Genomic DNA, 20,505 nt, shown 5'->3' with positions numbered 1-20,505 from the left:
TGCAGGGGGGACCCTGTGGGAGAGTAGGACGCCGCCGAACAATTTTTGGGAAAACCCCCGCACCTTCGGTGCGGGGGTTTTCTGCGTTTAGGGTGCACTCATGCGCTATGACCTCGTCATCTTCGACAACGACGGTGTCCTCGTGGACAGCGAGCCCCTATCCAACCGGCTTCTGGCCGCCTATCTGACCGAGCTCGGGCATCCCACGACGTACGAGGACTCCATCCGCGACTACATGGGGTCGGCGATGCACCGGATCCATGACCTGGTGCTGGAACGGACGGGAGAGCGGCTGCCGGCCGAGTTCGACGAGGTCTTCCACGCGCGGGTGTTCGCCGCGTTCGAGCGGGAGTTGCGGCCCGTGCCCGGGGTGACCGAGGTACTGGAGAAACTGGCCGCGGACGGGGTGCCGTACTGCGTGGCCTCCTCGGGGAGTCACGCGCGGATCCGGGTCGGGCACCGGACGACGGGGCTGGACCGGTGGTTTCCCCAGGAGCGGGTCTTCAGCTCGGAGGATGTCGGGCGGGGCAAGCCGGCGCCGGATCTGTTCCTGCACGCGGCCGAGCGGATGGGTGTGGCCCCCGGGCGGTGCGTGGTCGTGGAGGACTCACCGCTGGGCGTACAGGCGGCTGTGGCGGCCGGGATGGACGTGTACGGGTTCACCGCGATGACGCCGGCGGCGAAGCTCGCGGGTGCGGGTCACCTCTTCGCCCGCATGGACCAGTTGCTCGACCTGCTGGTATGACCCCGGTCGGCCGTGCGGGCTGACATCTGTCATGCGCAGCTCCGGACGAACGTTTCTACTGCCGGACCCGGTCCGGCGGCGAAGCTGAGGGCATGACGAAGAACACGGGGAACCAGGGCCGCGAGCCGAGTGTGCTGGACAACTTCAAGCCGCTGCTCGTCGATGTGGCGCTGCCGCTCGGCTCGTACTACCTCTTCAAGGACGCCTTCGGGACGAGCACCTTCGCGGCGCTCGCCTGGAGCAGTGTCGTACCGGCGGTGCGGACGGTCGGGGGACTGGTCAGGGAGCGCAGGACCAACGCGCTGGCGGGACTGATCCTGTTCGTCAACGTCGTGTCCCTGCTGCTGAGTTTCGTCTCGGGTGACCCGCGGCTGATGCTGGCCAAGGACAGCGGGGTCAGCAGCACGGTGGCCATCGGCATCCTGGTGTCCGTCCGGCTCGGCAGGCCGATGATGACCGCGGGCATGAAGCCCTTCCTGGTGAAGGGCAGCGCGGCGAGGGAAGCCGCCTGGCAGCGGCTGGTGTCCGACTCCGCGGCCTTCCGGTCCAGGGAGCGGGTGTTCTCCGTGGTGTGGGGCCTGGCCCTGCTGACCGAGTGCGTCGTACGGGTCGTGGGTGCCTACACCGTCCCCGTGGACACCATGGTGTGGCTGGGCGCCGTGATCCTGATCGTCACGATGGTGATCGCTTTCGTGGTCAGCGGCGGGCTGGCCGCGGAACCGATGGAGCGGATGCTCGCGGCCGAGGTGGAGGCCGGCCGGGCGGAGCGGCCCGAGGTGGCCGTCGCCGCCTGATCGCCGAGCGGAGACCGGGTGGCCGGAGCCCGGACCGAAGCTGAGGAGAATTCATCTTTGGCCGGATCTACCCAGCGGTAGCCCGGGGCCCTACTCTCGCCGCCATGACTGATGTGCTGCGGCGCGGTAGGGCCTCGCTGGCGTTCGGCTTCTTCGCCCAGGGCGTCGCCTTCGCCCTGCTGGTGACGCGCATCCCGGCCATCCAGGACCGGTACGGGGTGTCCGACGCGCTGCTGCCGGTCTTCCTGGCGGCCGTGCCCGTCCTCGCCGGGGCCGGCAGCGTGTGCACCGAGCAGTTGGTGAAGCGGGTACGGCCCAGCCGGCTGCTGCGCTGGTCCCAGCCGGTGGTGCTGCTGGCGCTGCTCGGCGTCGGGGCGGGCGGGCACGGACAGGTCGCCGTACTGGCCGTGGCGCTGGGCGTGTTCGGCCTGGCGGTGGGTGCGCTGGACGCCTCCATGAACATGCTCGGCGTCAGCCTCCAGCGGTCGTACGGGCGCAGCATCATGCTCGGCTTCCACGCCGTCTACAGCCTGGGCGCGATCCTGGGGGCCTCGCTGGCCTGGGCGGGGGCGCACTGGCACCTGACGCTGTGGGCGTCGTACCTGCCGGCGGTGGCCGTGCTGCTGCCGGCGGCGCTGGCCGGGAGCCGGTGGTACGTGGACGGGGAACCCGTGCCCGACGCCGAGCGGAACGCGGAGCGGGGGACCGTCGTCTTTAAACTGCTGCTTCCCCTGTGCCTGGTGATGATGTTCGCGTACATCGGTGACTCGACCGTCTCCAACTGGAGCGCCAAGTACCTGAAGGACGTGCTGGGCAGCTCGGAGCAGCTGGCGACCGTGCCGTACAACGTGTACATGGTGACCACGCTCGTGGGGCGGGCCCTCGGGGACCTCGGGGTCCGGCGGCTCGGGGCCGTGGCGGTCGTACGGCTCGGAGCGGTGGTCGCGGCCTGCGGGTTCGCGGTGGTGGCCGTGGCGCCCGGCGCGTGGGCCGGGATGCTCGGATTCACCCTGCTGGGGCTGGGGTTGTGCGTGCTGGTGCCGCAGACGTTCGCGGCGGCGGGACGGTTGTTCCCCGGGGCGTCGGACGCTGCGGTCGCGCGGCTGAACATCTTCAACTACGTGGGGTTCCTGGTCGGCGCGCCGCTGGTGGGCGCTCTGGGCGACGCGTGGAGCTACCGGGGGGCCATGCTGGTGCCGATGGTGTTGGTGCTGGTGACACTGGGGTACGCCAGGTCGTTCGCCACTCAACCGGACCGATACGGTGGCGGGCATGAGCGGCCGCGCACAGCTGATGTGGGACGAGGCAGTAACGGGCTATGACTTCGGCCGGAACCATCCGATGGATCCGGTCCGGCTGGAGCTGACCCGCCGGCTGGTCGGTGCCTTCGGGCTCGACCGGGAGGTGGAGGTCGTCGCGGCGAAGCCGGCCGGCGAGTCCACGCTCCGGCTGGTCCACCGGGAGGACTACATCGACGCCGTGAAGGCCGCGTCGGCCGATCCGGCGGGGGCGGACGGCTCGTACGGGCTGGGAACGCCCGACGATCCCGCGTTCGCGGGGATGCACGAGGTGTCCGCGCTGATCGCCGGGCAGTCGGTGGGGGCGGCGGAGGCGGTGTGGCGGGGCGACGCCGGCCACGCCGTGAACTTCGCGGGCGGGCTCCACCACGCCATGCCCGGTGGGGCGTCGGGGTTCTGCATCTACAACGACGCCTCGCTCGCCATCGCGCGGCTGCTGGAGCTGGGGGCCGAGCGGGTCGCCTACGTGGACGTCGACGTGCACCACGGGGACGGGGTGCAGGCCGCGTTCTGGGAGGACCCGCGGGTGCTGACGATCTCGTTGCACGAGCATCCCCGTACGTTGTTCCCGCAGACCGGGTGGCCGCAGGAGACCGGGGCGGGCGCGGGGGAGGGGGCCGCGGTGAACGTGGCGCTGCCGGCCGGGACCGGGGACGCCGGGTGGGTACGGGCCTTCCACGCCGTGGTGCCGGAGCTGCTCGCGGAGTTCCGGCCGCAGGTCCTCGTCACCCAGCACGGGGCCGACACGCACTTCGAGGATCCGCTCGCGCACCTGGCGGTCTCGCTGGACGCGCAGCGGGCGGTGCAGGTGGCGTGTCACGATCTGGCGCACGAGTACGCCGGGGGGAAGTGGGTCGCCCTGGGCGGGGGCGGCTACGCGGTGGTGGACGTCGTACCGCGGTCGTGGACGCACCTGGTGGGGATCGCGGCCGGGAAGCCGGTCGCTCCGGAGGCGGTGATCCCCGAGGAGTGGCGGCAGGCCGTGTACGCCCGGACGCGGCAGTCGGGGCCGTGGCGCATGACGGACGGGTTGTGGCCGGTGTCGTGGGCGTCCTGGGAGGAGGGGTACGACCCCGCCGACCGGGTCGACCAGGCGGTGCTGGCGACCCGGCGGGCCGTGTTCCCGTTGCGCGGCCTTCTTCCCTGACGGTGTCCCCCGGCCCGCCCGGGGGCCGGGATTAGGCCAACCGTGCGGACTTCCGGCGTTCCCGTCCCGTCCGCACCGGTGATGGGCCACCATCGCATCCGTGTCGACCGCCGCCCGTCTCCGAGCGCATCTGGTGGCCGCCCGGCTGGCCGGTGTGGTGGCGACGTCACGGGAGGTGAGCCTGCGGAGCTACCGGCTGTTCGCCGCCCGGGACCCGCGCGTGCTGATCGGGATCGATCCCGAAGGGGCATGGGGTGTCCGGGACCTGCTCGGGTTGATGGCGGAGAAGTGCGGGGTTTCGGCCGATCCTCGATACCTTTCCGGACCGGATGTGATCGATCCGGAGCGGACGCTCGCCGCCCTGGACGCTTTCGCCGGGCGGATCCGGGAGGTGGCCCGGCGTGGCGCGCCGGTACTGCTCGGTACCGGGCACCCGCGTCCGCTGCTCGGTTTCTACGCCGGTCTGGCGGACGCCTTGTCGGCGGCGGGATGTGAGGTCCTCACCCCGGCGCAGGGTCGCTGTGTCGACATATTGACCCGGTTCGGTCTACGTACCCTTCGCCTCGAATACGTCCGAGGGGTTGCCCTGGTGCGGGAACCGGCGAGCGGGCGCCCCGGTTGTGAGCCGGGCGCCCACAGCCACTCGCCGCTCCCGGTTCGGGTCGCGCTGGACGCCGCGGCGGAGGCCGGCGGGCCGCTGCCGGAGCTGGTGGTGGGAGACCACGGCTGGGTCTGCGGTGCTGGTCAGCTGGGGTTCGAGGCCATCGGTCTGGCCGACACGGATGACCCCGCGCTGTTCGTGGGTGAGGCCGAGGGGCGGGTGTCCGTCGCCGTTCCGGTTGATGACGCAGTGCGGTCTGCTCACTACCGGCCGCTGATCCGCTACGTGCTCAATCGGGCGTGTCTGTCACAGTAGGCCGCCGATGGGTGCACCTCTTCCCCACTCGCATCACCCGCCCCTAGTCTGGGGAGTGAGCACGCAACGACGAAGAGTCACCGGAAGGGGAAGCCGGTGGCCGTCGAGTGCGGAAGGTTCAGGTGTGTCATGGCTGCAGCTGGCGAGAGGCCTCTGAACGAGGTTCAGTTCCTTACCGTGGCGGAGGTCGCCTCGGTGATGCGAGTGTCGAAGATGACCGTGTACCGCCTGGTGCACAGCGGTCATCTGCCCGCGATCCGGGTGGGACGGTCGTTCCGCGTCCCGGAGCAAGCGGTACACGAGTACCTCCGCGACAGCTATGTGGGGGTGGAGACGGCCTGACGGCGACGCCCGGGTGACCCCGGGCACCCCTCGATTACGACCTCGGCGCTCGGTTGGGTAGGCTAGCCCCTCGTAGGTCGTGTGGGCCCATGGCGCCCAAACAACCGAGTGATGAGAAGTGAGCGAGGGTAGTCGTGGGCTCTGTTATCAAGAAGCGGCGCAAGCGGATGGCCAAGAAGAAGCACCGCAAGCTGCTCAAGCGCACGCGCGTTCAGCGCCGTAACAAGAAGTAAGCGGCGCAGCGAGAGCGTGGCCCTGTGGCCCCCCACCAGCAGTGGTGGGGGGCCACAGGCATATACCGATGGGGGAATTCGCGTCGCCGGGCGCACCTGTGGTCATCACAGCGCACCATCGACCGGCTAGGTTGGCCGCACACGGGGAACGCGGGATACCGGTCATGCGGGAAGGAAGGCGCTGGTCTTGGGACGGATCGTGCTCGTCACCGGAGTCGCCCGGCAGCTCGGCGGCCGGTTCGTGCGGCGGATCCAGCGGGACCCGGAGGTCGAGCGTGTGATCGCCGTGGACGCGGTGCCGCCGGCGCACCACCTGGGCGGCGCGGACTTCGTCCAGGCCGACATCCGGCAGCCGACCATCGCCCGGGTGCTCGCCGAGACCGGCGCGGACACGGTCGTCCACCTGGACGTCACGGGCACGGCCCTGGGCGGCGGCAGCCGGGCCACGGTCAAGGAGACCAACGTCATCGGCACCATGCAGCTGCTCGGCGCGTGCCAGAAGTCGCCGGCCGTGCGGCGGCTGGTGGTGAAGTCCAGCACGAACGTGTACGGCTCCGCGCCGCGCGACCCGGCCGTGTTCACCGAGACCACCCCGCCCAAGTCGCTGCCCAGCGGCGGCTTCGCGAAGGACGCCGTCGAGGTGGAGGGGTACGTCCGCGGCTTCGCCCGGCGGCGGCCGGACGTCGCCGTGTGCGTGCTGCGGTTCGCCAACATCCTCGGACCGGCCGCGGACACCCCGCTCGCCTCGTACTTCGCGCTGCCCGTCCTGCCGACCGTGTTCGGCTACGACCCGCGGCTGCAGTTCGTGCACGAGGACGACGTCGTCGAGGTGCTGCGGATCGCCTCGCACGAGCCGCGCCGGGGCACCCTGAACAGCGGCACCTTCAACATCGCCGGGGACGGCGTGCTGCTGCTCTCGCAGTGCTCCCGGCGGCTGGGGCGGCCCACCGTGCCGCTGCCGCTGCCCGCGGTCACCTGGGCCGGGTCCCTGGTGCGTACGCTCGGTATGACGGACTTCTCGCCGGAGCAGATCCGGCTGCTCACCCACGGGCGGGTGGTGGAGACCGCGCAGATGCGCGAGACGCTCGGCTTCACGCCCCGCCACACGACGGCCGGGACCTTCGCGGACTTCGCGCGCGGCCAGGGTGCCGGGCTGCTGCCGCCGGAGGGCCTGGCGGCGGCCGTCGACCGGGTCGCCGCGCTGACCGCGAGGGCAGGCGGCCACCCCCAGAAGCACAGCGCCAACTGAGGAGAGCGGCAACGATGGCGGACGCCAAGGTCATTCCGTTCGACGACGACCGGTCCCGTGGGAGCGCCGCACAGCGCCAGCCGCGGCGGCGGCGCGGTGCGCTCGGGGAGCCGGGGGAGATGGGCGCGGTCCAGCCGCTGCCGGGACGGGCGCGGGAGGACGCCCCTGAGAGCCGCGAGGAGGAGCCGCCGCAGACCGTGGAGGCAGGCGGGCGGGACGGCGGCCTGGAGCGGCGGGTGGCGGCCGGGCTGGCCTTCCTGCGGCGCCGGCTCACCGGGGACTACGAGGTCGACGACTTCGGTTACGACGAGGAGCTGACCGACCAGGTCCTGATGTCGCTGCTGCGGCCGGTGTTCGAGAAGTACTTCCGGGTCGAGGTGAAGGGCGTCGAGAACATCCCGGCCGAGGGCGGGGCGCTGATCGTCGCCAACCACTCCGGGACGCTGCCGCTGGACGGGCTGATGATGCAGGTGGCGGTGCACGACCACCATCCGGCCGGCCGTCATCTCCGGCTGCTCGCCGCCGACCTGGTCTTCGTGCTGCCGGTGGTCAACGAGCTGGCCCGCAAGCTGGGGCACACCCTCGCCTGCGCGGAGGACGCGGAACGGCTGCTGGGGCAGGGCGAGCTGGTGGGGGTGATGCCGGAGGGCTTCAAGGGGATCGGCAAGCCGTTCGGCGAGCGGTACAAGCTCCAGCGGTTCGGCCGGGGCGGCTTCGTCTCCACGGCCCTGCGCCAGGGGGTGCCGATCGTCCCGTGCTCGATCGTCGGGGCGGAGGAGATCTACCCGATGATCGGCAACGCCAAGACGCTGGCGCGGGTGCTGGGCATCCCGTACTTCCCGTTGACGCCGACGTTCCCCTGGCTCGGTCCGCTCGGCGCCGTTCCGCTGCCCACGAAGTGGACGATCCAGTTCGGTGAGCCCATCCCGACGGACGGGTATCCGCCGGAGGCGGCGGAGGACCCGATGCTGATGTTCAACCTGACCGATCAGGTGCGGGAGCAGATCCAGCACACGCTGTACAAGCTGTTGGTGCAGCGGCGCTCGGTGTTCTTCTGAGGCGTCCGGTGGACGGCACCGAGGGCGCCCTGCTCGGAAAAGGGCGCCCTCGGTGCCGTACGGCCGGATGGCGTCAGTCCGCGTCCTGCCCGTCGATCCCCAGGCCGGGGAGCAGGTCGGGGATGAGCGGGGGGATCGTGACGTCGGGCTGGCCCGTGGGGGACTTCCCTGCGGACGGGGACGCGGTGTCGGACCCGGTCTTCGGCGGTTCGAGCAGGCCGCCGGTGTCACCGCCGATGAGCCCGTCGCCGCTGCTGCCGGTGGCCGGGCCGCTCGGCGTGCCCGTGCCGGTGTGCTTGCCCGCGGACGGCGTGTTGCCCGCGCTGGGCGTGGTGGACCGGTGGCCGCCGGAGGTGCCGGTGGACGCCGGGCCGGAGCCGCCCGGGTGTCTGCCGCCGCCCGGCTGAGCGGGTGGCTGCGGGAGCAGGGACTGCAGCGGGGCGACCTCTTCGTCTATGGCGTCGAAGACCGAGGACACCTGCTGTTTCACATCGCCCAGCTGCGTGGGCAGCCGGTCGCTGAGCGCGCTCCAGACCTGGCGGTGGGACCGGGAGAACGTGGACAGCGCCTGGATGGGGCCGAGCGAGTCCGGGTCGGCCTCGTAGGCCGCGTGGAGCAGGCGGTGGCCCTCGGTGACGTCGTGCTGCATCCCGGACAGGGTGCGGCGGATCTCGCCGATGGACTCGTGGTCCAGGTGGCCGCCCCGGCCGCGCTCCAGCAGGCGCCGGGCCTCGCTGAGGCGGGTGGAGGCCTGGTCGAGGTAGGTCTGGCCGCGCTGGTCGTCGCCGTCGGTCAGGTAGTTGAGCTTGAAGTCCTCGATGCCGCGTTTCAGTCCGTACAGCGAGTCGCCGGGCAGGGCGTCGGAGCTGGCGGCGGCGACCCCGCCGAAGGCCCCGGCGGCCACGCCGACGCTGAGTCCGCCGGCCGCCAGGCCCTTGGTCAGTCTCGTGCGCGGGCGGAGCTTGCCCAGCGGGCTCGCCCGGTGGGCGCCCTTGGCCCGGTGGGAGCGCTGTTCCGGTACCGACGCGCCCGTCGCCCCGGTTCCCTCCTGGAGCATGGCCTCCATCGCGGCCACCAGCCGGGCCCGCTGGACGACCTTGACCTCGGGGTCGAGCTGCGGCTTGGGCAGCGCGCCGAGGCCCGCCGCCAGGGCCAGCAGTCCGCCCTGCTCGGTCCGGTCCTCGGCGGTCGGCGGTGGTCCCGCCGTGCCTACGGACTGCTCGGCCGCCGTGTCCCGGTCGGACTGCTCCTCCAGGGCCTGGGCGAAGGCGTTCGCCCGCCGGTGCGCCGATACGTTCGCGATCACTGGCGGCACCTCCTCTCGTCATGACGGTCGACTCCCCAGGGGGTCCTGAGGGTTGCACGCCCATGGAACTTCCACGCGATCGGGCGATCGGGGTCGGCCAGGACGTGACCACAGGGAGCCTGTATCCCGCACAACGACTGGCGCGGCACTTGGGTTACGGACGGCGGATGACCGGATCGGGAAGGCAACGGGCTCTCACCGAAGGTGAGTTGGCCGTCGCCCTGGGTCACGTGGTCAGCGGGCGTCGTCCGGCAGCAGCCGGGCGAGGGTGCGTACGGCGCGGTACTGGAGGGTCTTGATGGCGCCCTCGTTCTTGCCCATGACCCGGGCGGTCTCGGCGACCGAGAGGCCCTGGAGGAAGCGGAGCGTCACGCACTCCTGCTGCTGGGGGTTGAGCCGCCGTACGGCGTCGAGCAGGGCGGCGTTCGACAGGGACTCCAGGACGGAGTCCTCCGGGGAGCGTTCGACCTCGTTGGCGTCGAGCATCTCGCCGGTGGTGACCTCCAGCCGGAAGCGGCTGGACTTGAAGTGGTCGGCGACCAGATTCCGGGCGATGGTGACCAGCCAGGCGCCGAAGTCGCGGCCCTGCCAGGTGAAGGTGCCGATCCTGCGCAGCGCCCGCAGAAAGGTCTCACTGGTGAGGTCCTCGGCGGTCGCCCGGCCGCCCACGCGGTAGTAGATGTACCGGTAGACGGTGTCGCTGTACTGGTCGTAGAGCCGCCCGAAGGCCTCGGCCTCCCCCGCCTGGGCGCGTTCGACCAGGTCCATCATCCGGGCGCTGTCGCTGTCGGCGGCCGGACGGCGGGCGGTGGCCGCGCCGGTGGCCCGCCCTCGTCTGCCGACGGCGGCGCTGCCGTCGGCCAGTGCGTAGCACGGGCCGGCGGGCGCGGCGGCGGCGAAGGCGGGGACGGCGGAGGCGGGGACGGCGTACGCGGTGGGGACGTGGCCGCGCAGCGTCTCTTTGACCATCGCGACCGTTGCGCGCAGCGTAGCCAGGCCCGAGGCGTCAACCCCGACGTGTGGGTACACGGGACTCCCAGAGGCAGAGCTTCCATCACGTGCAGTGCGGGACCGTTCACCCGTCGTAGCGACGGAGGGGTACCGGATTGCGTCTGAGGAGAATAACGCTTCGTACAGGGCCTGCTACACCGAGTTGCTCAAATCATCGATTGCGTCGCATGCGTAACCGTTTGATGGCGGGTCAAGTTTCGCAAGTTGATCGTTTGTTGACCGGAAAGAGGCCGGTTTCGGCGAGGAGCGGCGCGTGTTGAAATGGCCGCGGCATAATCCGTGCGCGCGGGACCCGCCGTGGCGGTTACCGGCGCCGTCGGCTCAGGGCGATCGCCGCGGCCGTGCCGCCGGCCACCGCGCCGACCCCGGCCGCCGCCGGGATGCCGACCTTCGCCGCCTTGCGGCCGGTGCGGTAGTCGCGCAGGCGCCAGTCCTTCTCGCGGGCGTGCCTGCGCAGCTTGGCGTCCGGGTTGATGGCGTAGGGGTGGCCGACCAGGGACAGCATCGGGATGTCGTTGTGGCTGTCGCTGTAGGCCGCGCAGCGCGACAGGTCCAGCCCCTCGGCGGCGGCGAGCGCGCGGACCGCCTCGGCCTTGGCCGGCCCGTGCAGCGGCTCGCCGACCAGCTTGCCGGTGTAGACGCCGTCGACCGACTCGGCCACCGTGCCGAGGGCGCCCGTGAGGCCGAGGCGGCGGGCGATCACCTGGGCGATCTCCACCGGGGCCGCGGTGACGAGCCACACCTTCTGGCCGGCGTCGAGGTGGGCCTGGGCGAGGGCGCGGGTGCCGGGCCAGATGCGGTCGGCCATGTACTCGTCGTAGATCTCCTCGCCGATCGACTCCAGTTCGGCGACCCGGTGGCCCTTGACGATCGACAGCGCCGAGTCGCGGGCGTCCTGCATGTGCTCGGGGTCCTCGACGCCGGCCAGCCGGAACCACGCCTGCTGCCAGGCGAAGCGGGCGAGGTCGCGGGTCTCGAAGAACTTCCGCTTGTACAGCCCCCGGCCGAAGTGGAACAGCGCGGCGCCCTGCATCACCGTGTTGTCGAGGTCGAAGAAGGCGGCGGCCCGGTCGTCCCCGATCACCGGGAACTCCGGTTCCTCCGGCGTGGCGCGCGGGGCTTCCTGCGAGGACTTGCGGGCGGCCTCCGCCGAGGCCTCGCCTGCCAACACGCTCCGCGCCGTGGCGGAGCGCCTACGGGAAGTGAGCCATCCGAGAGCGGCCATGTCGTGAGCATAGCCAGTCCGCCCGGCGGTTCCGGCGAGCGGAGGTTGGGAGGTTGTGAACTCTGCGCGACCGGACCGTTGACGAAGCGATCCGGAACGGGCGCCGGGCGCGCGAGAATGGCCGGTATGAGTCCCCTCTTCCGACGCAGGGCCGAGCCGCGCGCGCGGCTGGTCACCCTCATCCGCAAGCCGGGCTGCCATCTGTGCGACGACGCGCAGGCGGTGGTCGAGAAGGTGTGCGGCGACCTCGGCGTGCCGTGGGAGCCGAAGGACATCACCGAGGACCGTGAGCTGCACGACCGCTACTGGGAGCAGATCCCGGTCGTACTGGTCGACGGTGAACAGCACACCTTCTGGCGCGTGAACGAGGAGCGGCTGCGCCGGGCACTGACCGACTAGTACAAACCGGCCGGAAAGTCGCTTAGGATCGACGGCGGTTTGGTCTCGGGGGCGGGATTCGTGAGGAGTGTGTGCGGTTTTGCCCCCAGTAACTAAGGAACGCCGCTGCGTATGCGCCGGTTCCCGGCGCGGGCGTAAAAGTGGCGTGACGCCGGTCACTTCTGCCGGGCAAAACGGACACCATCTTTGTGCACGCGTTCACAAAGACATAGCCTGCTGTCGACGGGGCGGTCTGGGGACGTATGACCGCCTACAGCCCCGCTCTACCCGCAGGAGCACCGTGGCAACTGGCCGAACACACCGACCGGCGACCCGTAGCCGAGGGATTCCCGAGGCCACCGTCGCCCGGCTTCCGCTGTACCTCCGAGCCCTGACCGCACTGTCGGAGCGCTCGGTCCCCACGGTCTCCTCCGAGGAGCTGGCCGCGGCGGCGGGGGTCAACTCCGCCAAGCTGCGCAAGGACTTCTCCTACCTGGGCTCCTACGGAACGCGCGGTGTCGGCTACGACGTGGAGTACCTCGTCTACCAGATCTCCCGCGAACTCGGCCTGACCCAGGACTGGCCGGTCGTGATCGTCGGTATCGGCAACCTCGGCGCCGCCCTCGCCAACTACGGCGGCTTCGCCTCCCGCGGCTTCCGGGTCGCCGCCCTGATCGACGCGGACCCGGCGATGGCCGGCAAGCCGGTCGCCGGCATCCCCGTGCAGCACACCGACGACCTCGAGAAGATCATCGAGGACAACGGCGTGTCCATCGGCGTCATCGCCACCCCGGCCGGCGCCGCCCAGCAGGTCTGCGACCGCCTCGTGGCCGCCGGCGTGACCTCCATCCTGAACTTCGCGCCGACCGTGCTGTCCGTCCCGGACGGCGTCGACGTGCGCAAGGTCGACCTCTCGATCGAGCTCCAGATCCTCGCCTTCCACGAGCAGCGCAAGGCCGGTGAGGAGACCGCCGCGGGCGACGGCGGCCTGCCCGCCGCCGCGTCCCGTGGCGCGGCCGCCGACGACTCCGCCGACCAGGGGCCCGACGGGGACGTCCCCGCCGTGATGCCGGCATGAGCCTCCTCGTCGTCGGACTCAGCCACCGCAGTGCCCCGGTCAGCGTGCTGGAGCGGGCCGCGCTGAGCGCGGACGCCCAGGCCAAGCTGGTCCAGGACACCGTCGCCGCCGAACCCGCCTGCGAGGCCGCCGTGCTCGCGACCTGCAACCGCATCGAGCTGTACGCCGACGTGGACAAGTTCCACGCCGGCGTCGCCGAGCTGTCCACGCTGCTCGCCCAGCACAGCGGGGTCGGCCTGGAGGAACTCACCCCGTACCTCTACGTGCACTACGAGGACCGGGCCGTCCACCACCTGTTCTCGGTGGCCTGCGGGCTCGACTCGATGGTCGTCGGCGAGGGGCAGATCCTCGGCCAGATCAAGGACTCCCTGGCCCGCGCCCAGGAGCTGCACACCGCGGGCAAGCTGCTGAACGACCTGTTCCAGCAGGCCCTGCGGGTCGGCAAGCGCGCCCACTCCGAGACCGGCATCGACCGCGCCGGCCAGTCCCTGGTCACCTTCGGCCTGGAACAGCTCGCCGTCGGCACGCCCGTCCCCGAGTGGGCCGCGGGCAAGAAGGCGCTGGTCATCGGCGCCGGGTCGATGTCGTCCCTGGCCGCCGCGACGCTCGCGCGCGCCGGGGTCGCCGAGGTCGTCGTCGCCAACCGCACCTTCGAGCGGGCCGAGCGGCTCGCCGGGATCCTCACCGACTCCGACGAGAACGAGGTGACCGCCCGCGCCGTGCGCATGGACGCGGTCGCCGACGAGCTGACACGTGCCGACGTCGTCGTCTCCTGCACCGGGGCGACGGGCCTGGTGCTCACGGCGGAGGCGGTCGCACACGCGGTCGAGGGCCGTACCGGAGCCCCCGCCGCCGACGCCGGCGCCACGGCAGCGCGGCCGGAGGCCGTACAGCCCGAGGCCCCCGCACGGCCCACCGGCACGGGCGCCGACGAGAACTGCCCGCTGGACCTGGCCGCCGTACAGCCCGGCTTCTCCGTCATGGGCGAGGCCGCCGTGGCCGGCCTGGACGCGGCCACCCTCGAACAGCACGCGGCCTGGGTCGCCGGAGGCACCGTCGACCGCCGGGACCGCCGGACCCCGGAAGCGGACGCCGAACTGATCACCGCGCTCGCCGCGACCGCCGCCACCGTCGGCCGCATCCCCGAGCGGCGCAGGCCCGAGCCGGTCGCCGAGCGGCCCGCGCCCTTCTTCTTCCTGCTCGACCTGGCCATGCCCCGCGACATCGACGCGGCCGTGCACCGGCTGGCCGGGGTCCGCCTGGTCGACATCGAGTCGCTGGCGGAAGCGTCCGCCGACGCGCCGATGGCGGCCGACGTGGACCAGGTCAGGCGTATCGTCTCCGACGAGGTCGCGGCCTTCGGGGCGGCACAGCGGGCGGAGCGCATCACGCCCACCGTCGTCGCACTGCGCACCATGGCCGCCGACGTCGTCGCCAGTGAGATCGCCCGCCTCGACGGCCGCCTGCCCGGCCTGGACGAACGCCAGCGCGGCGAGATCCGCCAGGCCGTGCACCGGGTCGTCGACAAGCTGCTGCACGCGCCGACCGTACGGGTCAAGCAGCTCGCGGCCGAGCCCGGCGGCGCCGGGTACGCCGACGCGCTGCGCACCCTGTTCGACCTCGACCCCGAGACGGTGGCCGCCGTCTCCCGGGCCGGGGACAGCACAGACACGAAGGACCGACCGGCATGACTGAGAAGGCGTTGCGGCTGGGGACCAGGCGGAGCAAGCTCGCCATGGCCCAGTCCGGGCAGGTGGCGCAGGCCGTCCGCCAGGTGACCGGGCGGCCCGTCGAGCTGGTCGAGATCACCACCTACGGCGATGTCTCCCGCGAGGCGCTCGCGCAGATCGGCGGCACCGGCGTGTTCGTCACGGCGCTGCGCGACGCGCTGCTGCGGGGCGAGGTCGACTTCGCGGTTCATTCGCTCAAGGACCTGCCGACCACGCAGCCCGAGGAGCTGGTCCTGGCCGCCGTGCCGGTGCGCGAGGACCCGCGGGACGTGATCGTCGCCCGGGACGCGCTGAAGTTCACGGACCTGCCGCGGGGCGCGCGCGTCGGCACCGGTTCGCCGCGCCGCATGGCGCAGCTGAACGCGTACGCCCGCACGCACGGCCTGGACATCGAGACGGTCCCGATCCGCGGCAACGTCGACACGCGGATCGGATACGTCCGCGACGGCGAACTGGACGCGGTCGTCCTGGCCGCCGCCGGACTGAACCGGATAGGCCGGATCGATGAAGTGACCGACTTCCTGTCGGTCGACACCGTTTTGCCCGCCCCCGGCCAGGGGGCCCTGGCGATCGAGTGTGCCGCGGGCAACGCGGACCTCGTCGCCGCGCTCTGTGCGCTCGACGACCCGTTCACACGGGTCGCCGTCACCGCCGAGCGGTCACTGCTCGCCGCCCTGGAGGCCGGTTGCAGCGCACCTGTGGGCGCGCTGGCCGACCTTCTGGCCGACGGGCAGACTGTCAAGGAAATGCGCCTGCGCGGCGTCGTCGGCACGACCGACGGCACCCGCATGGTGCAGCTGTCCACCACCGGTCCCGTGCCCCAGACGCACGACCGGGCGACGGCACTCGGTCGCGAACTCGCCACCGAGATGCTCGCCCAGGGCGCGGCCGGTCTGATGGGGGAGCGAGCACATTGAGCCCCACCACCCTTCCCGCCGGTCCGGAACACGGGCACGTCACCTTCCTCGGTGCCGGACCCGGGGATCCGGGACTACTGACTCTGCGCGCCGTGGAGGCGCTGTCGACCGCGGACGTCCTGGTCGCCGAGCACGAGGTGCTCGACGTCATCCGGACGCACGCGCGGCAGGGCGTCTCCGTGGTGCGGACGGACGCGGACTTCGCCGCGATGTCCCCGCCGGGCACGGGCACGCCCCAGCTGACGGTCGTTGACGGCACGTCAGCACCCGTCGCCGTCCCGGCCCCCGCCCGGGATGCCGCTCATCTTGTCATGGAGGCCGCGCGCGGCGGCAGGCGGGTCGTCCGTGCGGTGTCCGGGGACCCCGGACTCGACACGTACGCGGCGGAGGAGATGCTCGCCTGCGCCGCCGCCGGGGTGCCCTTCGAGGTGGTCCCCGGTGTCGCGGCGGCGGTCGGCGTGCCCGCGTACGCCGGTGTGCCGCTGCGGGACGCGCAGGGCGCGGACGTCCGCTTCGTGGACGCCCGCACCGCCTCCGAACGGTGCTGGACGGAGGTGGGCGCGTCGGACGGCACGGTGGTCGTCTCGACGACCCTGGACTCGGTCGCCGCCGCGGCGGGCGAACTCGTCTCGGCGGGCCGCAAGCCGGACACCCCGCTGACGGTGACGGTCGCCGGTACGACGACCCGGCAGCGGACCTGGACGGCGACGCTCGGCACGATCGCGCAGACGCTGAAGCAGGCGAAGGTGCTGCCGTCCCCGGACGGCGGCCGGCCGGTGATAGCCGTGGTCGGCGAGCGTTCCGCCGCCGCCCGGCGCGACCAGCTGTCGTGGTTCGAGTCCAAGCCGCTGTTCGGCTGGAAGGTGCTCGTGCCGCGCACGAAGGAGCAGGCGGCGTCACTCTCCGACCAACTGCGGTCCTACGGCGCGGTGCCGCACGAGGTCCCGACGATCGCGGTGGAGCCCCCGCGCACCCCGCAGCAGATGGAGCGGGCGGTCAAGGGCCTGGTGACGGGCCGCTACGAGTGGATCGCGTTCACCTCGGTCAACGCGGTGAAGGCGGTCCGGGAGAAGTTCGAGGAGTACGGCCTCGACGCGCGCGCCTTCGCGGGCATCAAGGTGGCCGCGGTGGGCGAGCAGACCGCCAAGGCGCTGGTCGCCTTCGGCGTGAAGCCCGACCTGGTGCCGAGCGGCGAGCAGTCGGCGGCCGGCCTCCTGGAGGACTGGCCCCCCTACGACCCGGTCTTCGACCCGATCGACCGTGTCTTCCTGCCCCGGGCCGACATCGCGACCGAGACCCTGGTCGCCGGTCTGATCGAGCTGGGCTGGGAGGTGGACGACGTCACGGCCTACCGGACCGTGCGCGCGTCGCCGCCGCCGGCGGAGACCCGCGAGGCGATCAAGGGCGGCGGCTTCGACGCGGTCCTCTTCACGTCCTCCTCCACGGTGCGCAACCTGGTCGGCATCGCGGGCAAGCCGCACAACGTCACGGTGATCGCGTGCATCGGCCCGGCGACCGCCAAGACCGCCGAGGAACACGGGCTGCGGGTCGACGTGATGGCCCCGGAGCCGTCCGTGCACAAGCTGGCGGAGGCGCTGGCGGACTTCGGCATGAAGCGGCGCGCCGCCGCGCTGGAGGCGGGTGACCCGGTGACCCGGCCCAGCGAGCGGAGGCCGGGGGCGCGCAGGCGGAGGTCTACGACCTGAGGTGAGGCGGAGCGTGCCGGCTGGCACGCTCCGCCCGGTCGTTGCCGTGGCGCGAACCGCGCTCCCGGCCCGACATCGCGTCGGCAAAGGCGCAGGCCCGGCGGGCGTAGCGTAGAGGGCATGACGAAGTACGGATCCTTCCCCGGTACGCGTCCCCGACGGTTGCGCACCACCCCCGTCATGCGCCGCATGGTCGCCGAGACCCGGCTGCACCCCGCCGACCTCATCCTCCCCGCGTTCGTCCGGGAGGGCGCCGCCGAGCCGGTGCCGGTCGCCGCGATGCCCGGCGTCGTGCAGCACACCCGGGACAGCCTGAAGAAGGCCGCGCTGGAGGCCGTGGAGGCCGGGATCTCCGGGATCATGCTGTTCGGCGTGCCGGAGGAGGCCAAGAAGGACGCCCAGGGCACCACCGGCACCGACCCGGACGGAATCCTCCAGGTCGCCCTCCGCGACGTCCGGGCCGAGGTCGGCGACGACCTGCTCGTCATGTCCGACCTGTGCCTGGACGAGTTCACCGACCACGGGCACTGCGGGGTCCTGGACGCCGAGGGCCGTGTCGACAACGACGCCACCCTGGAGCGGTACGCCGAGATGGCCCAGGTGCAGGCCGACGCCGGCGCCCACGTCGTCGGGCCCAGCGGGATGATGGACGGCCAGATCGGCGTCATCCGGGACGCGCTGGACCAGATCGGCCGCGAGGACGTCGCGATCCTCGCCTACACCGCCAAGTACTCCTCGGCCTTCTACGGCCCCTTCCGCGAGGCCGTCGCCTCCTCCCTCCAGGGCGACCGCAAGACCTACCAGCAGGACCCGGCCAACTGGCGCGAGTCCCTGCGGGAACTGGAGCTCGACCTCGCCGAGGGCGCCGACATGGTGATGGTCAAGCCGGCCGGGCCCTACCTCGACATCCTCGCCCGGGTCGCGGACGCCGTGGACGTACCCGTCGCCGCCTACCAGATCTCCGGCGAGTACTCGATGATCGAGGCCGCCGCCGAGAAGGGCTGGATCGACCGCGACCGGGCGATCTTCGAGACCCTGACCGGCATCAAGCGGGCCGGGGCGCGCACCATCCTCACCTACTGGGCCACCGAGGTGGCCCAGAAGCTGCGCCGGTCCCCGTTCACCAGTTGAGGGCGTCGTCCATCTCCTGCTGCCAGTACGTCACCTTCAGCGAGCTGTCGTAGTAGACCCCCCCGGCCGGCAGGGACGGCGTCGCGGACGGGCCGCCGCTGCTGTTCGGGGTGAGGCCCTGGAAGCCCACCGTCAGCCTGCGGGCCGTCGTCCCGCCCGTGCCGCTGCCGTCGGCGGCCGACAGCAGCACCCCCGCGTACCCCGACTCGCCGGGCGCCAGGGACACCACGGCCTGCGGCTGGGTGTCCCGGTCCGCCTGCGGCACCCACTGCATCCGGTCGAAGCGGAGCACCGGGTAGTACGGCAGCTCGCAGGTCCTGCCGCCGGTGTTCTTCACGGTGATCAGCATGTGGTTCAGGGGCCGGGCGACCGGCTGCGCGGCGACGGTCGTGTTCGCGCCGTTGCACAGCACCACGGAGGTACCGGAGGTGCCGGTACGGGTGCCGCCCTGGGTGCCGCGCGCGGCGGGGGAGGCGCTCGGCCGCGCGTCGGGTGCGTGGGTACGGGCCACGGGCGCGCCGTTCGCCGTACGGCCCCCGGCGGCGGCCCGGGGCGTGCGCATCGCGGCCTCGCCCGGCGCGGCCTTCTCCGCCGACGCCACCGGTGTCGTCGGCCGGGCGGCGCCCTCGTCCTCGGTGCCCGTCCCGTTGCCGCACGCCGTGAGCGCGAGGGCGGCGACGGCGGTGCCGGTGGCGGTGAGCAGACGGATATGGCGCATTCGCATGGCAAGTCCTCTTTCGGGCTGGGCCGGTTGACGTGCTTGGATGACCACAGCCTGTGGGCCGGTCCGTCCCGGCGGCCGGCAACGGCCGGACATCCGGGACGCTGGAACGCCCACACCGGCTTTGACCTGCGGGAACAGTCCCTCCCTGGAACGCCCGGGTGGGACGAGGGGGGACGGAGAAACGGTGTCGGAAGGCACGCCGGAAAGCGGATTCGCCGAACTGCTCCGGGAGTTGAAGAACCGTTCCGGGCACAGCTACGGCACGCTCGCCAAACGGCTGCACATGAGCACGTCGACGCTCCACCGGTACTGCAACGGGGACGCCGTGCCGGCGGACTACGCGCCCGTCGAGCGGCTCGCCCGGCTGTGCGGTGCCACGCCCGGGGAACTCGTGGAGCTGCACCGGCGGTGGGTGCGGGCGGACGCGTGGCGGGGACGGAAGGAGCCCTCACCGCCGGCGGTGGCGGAGCCGGAGCCGGCGGCGGTCACGGAGCCGGCGGCTGGACCCGACCCGGCACCGGCGGCCGGAGCCGGACCCCAGCCGCCCTCGGACCCCGCGCCCGCCGCCCCCCGGCGCCGGAGCCGCCGCCCCGCCGCCCTCCTCGCCGCCCTGACCGTCACCGCGCTGCTCGGCACCGTCGCGGTCGTACTGAACCTGCCCTCCGGGCACTCCGGTGACGGAGCGCGGGACGGCCGGGCGGGCCGGGACGGCAAGGGCACCACGGCCACCTGGGAGGCCGCCGCCCGGGACAGCGCACCGCCGGAGTCGACGGCCGCCGGCCCCGAGCCGCACCGGTCCGCCACCCGGTCAGCCTCCCCCTCGGCCAAGGCCCCCGCCGCCCGCGGCGGAACCCCGGCGGGCGGCCCGGCCGCCGCCACGACCGGGCGGACGACGGCCGCCCCGCCCCTCACGGTCACCACCCACCCCTACAGCTGGGAGAGCCCCTGCTCCCAGCACTACCTGATCGACCGGCCGCCCACCGCCGTCGCCCCGCCGCCGCTGGAACAGGACGCGCCCGCCTGGGTGGACGTGCACCAGGCGGTCTCGGCGGGGGAGCAGTTCGTCACCTTCACCGTGCAGGGCACCGGCGACGACACCGTCGTCCTGGAGAAGCTGTCCGTGCGCACGGCGGGCAAGCGCTCCCCGCTCGCCTGGAACGACTACGCCATGGGCTATCCCGGCGTCGGCTGCGGCGGCGGCGTGCCGACCCGCTCCTTCACCGTCGCCCTCGACGCGATGCGCCCCGCGCCCGTACCGGAGGCCGGGAGCCGGAACTTCCCGTTCAAGGTGAGCCGGGCGGACCCCGAGGTCTTCCACGTCACCGCGGACGCGTCCGCCTACGACGTCAGCTGGTACCTGGAGCTGTCCTGGTCCAGCGGGAACCGGCACGGCACGCTGGTGGTCGACGACGCCGGCCGGCCGTTCCGCACCAGCGGCGACAACGGCCGGCCCGCCTACGCCTTCCCCCTCGGCGGCGAGAAGTGGCGTCCGGCGTCGGAGGCGGACTGACGCCTGC

The 20,505-nt window shown here is 72.5% G+C and carries 20 protein-coding genes; 16 read left to right on the top strand and 4 right to left on the bottom strand.

Going from position 1 to position 20,505, the window contains the following annotated elements:
* Positions 1 to 100 precede the first annotated feature (100 nt).
* The 9 genes from ACZ5DC_RS39530 to ACZ5DC_RS39490 all read left to right on the top strand — a co-directional run bounded on the left by ACZ5DC_RS39530 (position 101) and on the right by ACZ5DC_RS39490 (position 7,782).
* Positions 101 to 745, top strand: coding sequence for an HAD family hydrolase (locus ACZ5DC_RS39530; RefSeq protein WP_468661156.1), 645 nt, complete (start codon positions 101 to 103; stop codon positions 743 to 745).
* 92 nt (positions 746 to 837) lie between these two features.
* The gene (locus ACZ5DC_RS39525) at positions 838 to 1,539 is read left to right on the top strand and encodes a VC0807 family protein (RefSeq protein WP_468661154.1); all 702 of its coding nucleotides are present in this window, start codon (positions 838 to 840) and stop codon (positions 1,537 to 1,539) included.
* 104 nt (positions 1,540 to 1,643) lie between these two features.
* A complete protein-coding gene (locus tag ACZ5DC_RS39520; RefSeq protein ID WP_468661152.1) occupies positions 1,644 to 2,861 on the top strand; it encodes an MFS transporter in 1,218 nt (405 codons plus the stop codon).
* Positions 2,812 to 3,984, top strand: a complete 1,173-nt coding sequence (locus tag ACZ5DC_RS39515) for an acetoin utilization protein AcuC (protein WP_468661150.1) — start codon at positions 2,812 to 2,814, stop codon at positions 3,982 to 3,984. The genes ACZ5DC_RS39520 and ACZ5DC_RS39515 overlap by 50 nt, the downstream gene beginning before the upstream one ends.
* Before the next feature lie 100 nt (positions 3,985 to 4,084).
* On the top strand, positions 4,085 to 4,900 hold the full coding sequence (locus ACZ5DC_RS39510) for a phosphatase (RefSeq protein ID WP_468661148.1): 816 nt from the start codon (positions 4,085 to 4,087) through the stop codon (positions 4,898 to 4,900).
* A 129-nt stretch (positions 4,901 to 5,029) separates the two neighbouring features.
* Complete coding sequence (locus tag ACZ5DC_RS39505) at positions 5,030 to 5,242, top strand: helix-turn-helix domain-containing protein (RefSeq protein WP_121791081.1); 213 nt, start codon at positions 5,030 to 5,032, stop codon at positions 5,240 to 5,242.
* A gap of 134 nt (positions 5,243 to 5,376) precedes the next feature.
* Positions 5,377 to 5,475 carry a 30S ribosomal protein bS22 gene (locus tag ACZ5DC_RS39500; RefSeq protein WP_003948845.1) on the top strand — a complete coding sequence of 33 codons (99 nt, stop codon included), beginning with the start codon at positions 5,377 to 5,379 and terminating at the stop codon, positions 5,473 to 5,475.
* A 187-nt stretch (positions 5,476 to 5,662) separates the two neighbouring features.
* Positions 5,663 to 6,724, top strand: a complete 1,062-nt coding sequence (locus ACZ5DC_RS39495; protein WP_366755335.1) for an NAD-dependent epimerase/dehydratase family protein — start codon at positions 5,663 to 5,665, stop codon at positions 6,722 to 6,724.
* Between the two features lie 14 nt (positions 6,725 to 6,738).
* Positions 6,739 to 7,782: a lysophospholipid acyltransferase family protein gene (locus ACZ5DC_RS39490; protein ID WP_468661146.1), complete on the top strand. Its 1,044-nt coding sequence runs from the start codon at positions 6,739 to 6,741 to the stop codon at positions 7,780 to 7,782.
* A gap of 73 nt (positions 7,783 to 7,855) precedes the next feature.
* Here ACZ5DC_RS39490 and ACZ5DC_RS39485 read toward each other — a convergent pair whose 3' ends face one another.
* From ACZ5DC_RS39485 to ACZ5DC_RS39475, 3 genes are all read right to left on the bottom strand, one after another.
* Positions 7,856 to 9,088, bottom strand: coding sequence for a DUF5667 domain-containing protein (locus ACZ5DC_RS39485; protein WP_468661144.1), 1,233 nt, complete (start codon positions 9,086 to 9,088; stop codon positions 7,856 to 7,858).
* A 234-nt stretch (positions 9,089 to 9,322) separates the two neighbouring features.
* Positions 9,323 to 10,117 carry an ECF subfamily RNA polymerase sigma factor, BldN family gene (locus tag ACZ5DC_RS39480; RefSeq protein WP_366755332.1) on the bottom strand — a complete coding sequence of 265 codons (795 nt, stop codon included), beginning with the start codon at positions 10,115 to 10,117 and terminating at the stop codon, positions 9,323 to 9,325.
* A gap of 286 nt (positions 10,118 to 10,403) precedes the next feature.
* Entirely contained in the window at positions 10,404 to 11,324 is a 921-nt protein-coding gene (locus ACZ5DC_RS39475; protein ID WP_468661141.1) for an HAD family hydrolase, read from the bottom strand.
* Between the two features lie 126 nt (positions 11,325 to 11,450).
* Here ACZ5DC_RS39475 and ACZ5DC_RS39470 point away from each other — a divergent pair, with 126 nt between their 5' ends.
* The 6 genes from ACZ5DC_RS39470 (at position 11,451) to hemB (ending at position 18,264) form a co-directional block, all read left to right on the top strand.
* Complete coding sequence (locus tag ACZ5DC_RS39470; RefSeq protein ID WP_225814320.1) at positions 11,451 to 11,723, top strand: glutaredoxin family protein; 273 nt, start codon at positions 11,451 to 11,453, stop codon at positions 11,721 to 11,723.
* Positions 11,724 to 12,003: 280 nt separating this feature from the next.
* Positions 12,004 to 12,780 (top strand): redox-sensing transcriptional repressor Rex, encoded by a 777-nt coding sequence (locus ACZ5DC_RS39465; protein ID WP_468661138.1) that lies wholly within the window; start codon positions 12,004 to 12,006, stop codon positions 12,778 to 12,780.
* On the top strand, positions 12,777 to 14,471 hold the full coding sequence (locus ACZ5DC_RS39460; RefSeq protein ID WP_468661136.1) for a glutamyl-tRNA reductase: 1,695 nt from the start codon (positions 12,777 to 12,779) through the stop codon (positions 14,469 to 14,471). Before ACZ5DC_RS39465 ends, ACZ5DC_RS39460 begins: the two co-directional genes overlap by 4 nt.
* Positions 14,468 to 15,427 (top strand): hydroxymethylbilane synthase, encoded by a 960-nt coding sequence (gene hemC, locus ACZ5DC_RS39455; protein ID WP_468661134.1) that lies wholly within the window; start codon positions 14,468 to 14,470, stop codon positions 15,425 to 15,427. The genes ACZ5DC_RS39460 and hemC overlap by 4 nt, the downstream gene beginning before the upstream one ends.
* Entirely contained in the window at positions 15,424 to 17,133 is a 1,710-nt protein-coding gene (locus tag ACZ5DC_RS39450; protein WP_468661132.1) for a bifunctional uroporphyrinogen-III C-methyltransferase/uroporphyrinogen-III synthase, read from the top strand. Before hemC ends, ACZ5DC_RS39450 begins: the two co-directional genes overlap by 4 nt.
* A 120-nt stretch (positions 17,134 to 17,253) precedes the next feature.
* Entirely contained in the window at positions 17,254 to 18,264 is a 1,011-nt protein-coding gene (hemB, locus tag ACZ5DC_RS39445; protein WP_468661130.1) for a porphobilinogen synthase, read from the top strand.
* Here the strand turns inward: hemB and ACZ5DC_RS39440 are convergent.
* On the bottom strand, positions 18,254 to 18,982 hold the full coding sequence (locus tag ACZ5DC_RS39440; protein WP_468661160.1) for a DUF4232 domain-containing protein: 729 nt from the start codon (positions 18,980 to 18,982) through the stop codon (positions 18,254 to 18,256). The two genes, hemB and ACZ5DC_RS39440, sit on opposite strands and share 11 nt — an antisense overlap.
* Positions 18,983 to 19,172: 190 nt before the next feature.
* Here ACZ5DC_RS39440 and ACZ5DC_RS39435 point away from each other — a divergent pair, with 190 nt between their 5' ends.
* A complete protein-coding gene (locus tag ACZ5DC_RS39435) occupies positions 19,173 to 20,498 on the top strand; it encodes a helix-turn-helix domain-containing protein (protein WP_468661128.1) in 1,326 nt (441 codons plus the stop codon).
* Positions 20,499 to 20,505 lie beyond the last annotated feature (7 nt).

This window comes from Streptomyces sp. NPDC031445 (genome assembly GCF_055581365.1).
Note: the sequence above shows the minus strand (reverse complement) of the source record. Positions and strands in the feature narration are given on the sequence as shown.

Bases quoted from the DNA above. Each gene is read 5' to 3' on its own strand.
- hemC (WP_468661134.1), top strand. From the start codon at position 14,468: ATGACTGAGAAGGCGTTGCGGCTGGGGACCAGGCGGAGCAAGCTCGCC.
- ACZ5DC_RS39475 (WP_468661141.1), bottom strand. From the start codon at position 11,324: ATGGCCGCTCTCGGATGGCTCACTTCCCGTAGGCGCTCCGCCACGGCG.
- ACZ5DC_RS39520 (WP_468661152.1), top strand. From the start codon at position 1,644: ATGACTGATGTGCTGCGGCGCGGTAGGGCCTCGCTGGCGTTCGGCTTC.
- ACZ5DC_RS39530 (WP_468661156.1), top strand. From the start codon at position 101: ATGCGCTATGACCTCGTCATCTTCGACAACGACGGTGTCCTCGTGGAC.
- ACZ5DC_RS39525 (WP_468661154.1), top strand. From the start codon at position 838: ATGACGAAGAACACGGGGAACCAGGGCCGCGAGCCGAGTGTGCTGGAC.
- ACZ5DC_RS39460 (WP_468661136.1), top strand. From the start codon at position 12,777: ATGAGCCTCCTCGTCGTCGGACTCAGCCACCGCAGTGCCCCGGTCAGC.
- ACZ5DC_RS39515 (WP_468661150.1), top strand. From the start codon at position 2,812: ATGAGCGGCCGCGCACAGCTGATGTGGGACGAGGCAGTAACGGGCTAT.
- ACZ5DC_RS39440 (WP_468661160.1), bottom strand. From the start codon at position 18,982: ATGCGCCATATCCGTCTGCTCACCGCCACCGGCACCGCCGTCGCCGCC.
- ACZ5DC_RS39490 (WP_468661146.1), top strand. From the start codon at position 6,739: ATGGCGGACGCCAAGGTCATTCCGTTCGACGACGACCGGTCCCGTGGG.
- ACZ5DC_RS39505 (WP_121791081.1), top strand. From the start codon at position 5,030: ATGGCTGCAGCTGGCGAGAGGCCTCTGAACGAGGTTCAGTTCCTTACC.
- hemB (WP_468661130.1), top strand. From the start codon at position 17,254: ATGACGAAGTACGGATCCTTCCCCGGTACGCGTCCCCGACGGTTGCGC.
- ACZ5DC_RS39470 (WP_225814320.1), top strand. From the start codon at position 11,451: ATGAGTCCCCTCTTCCGACGCAGGGCCGAGCCGCGCGCGCGGCTGGTC.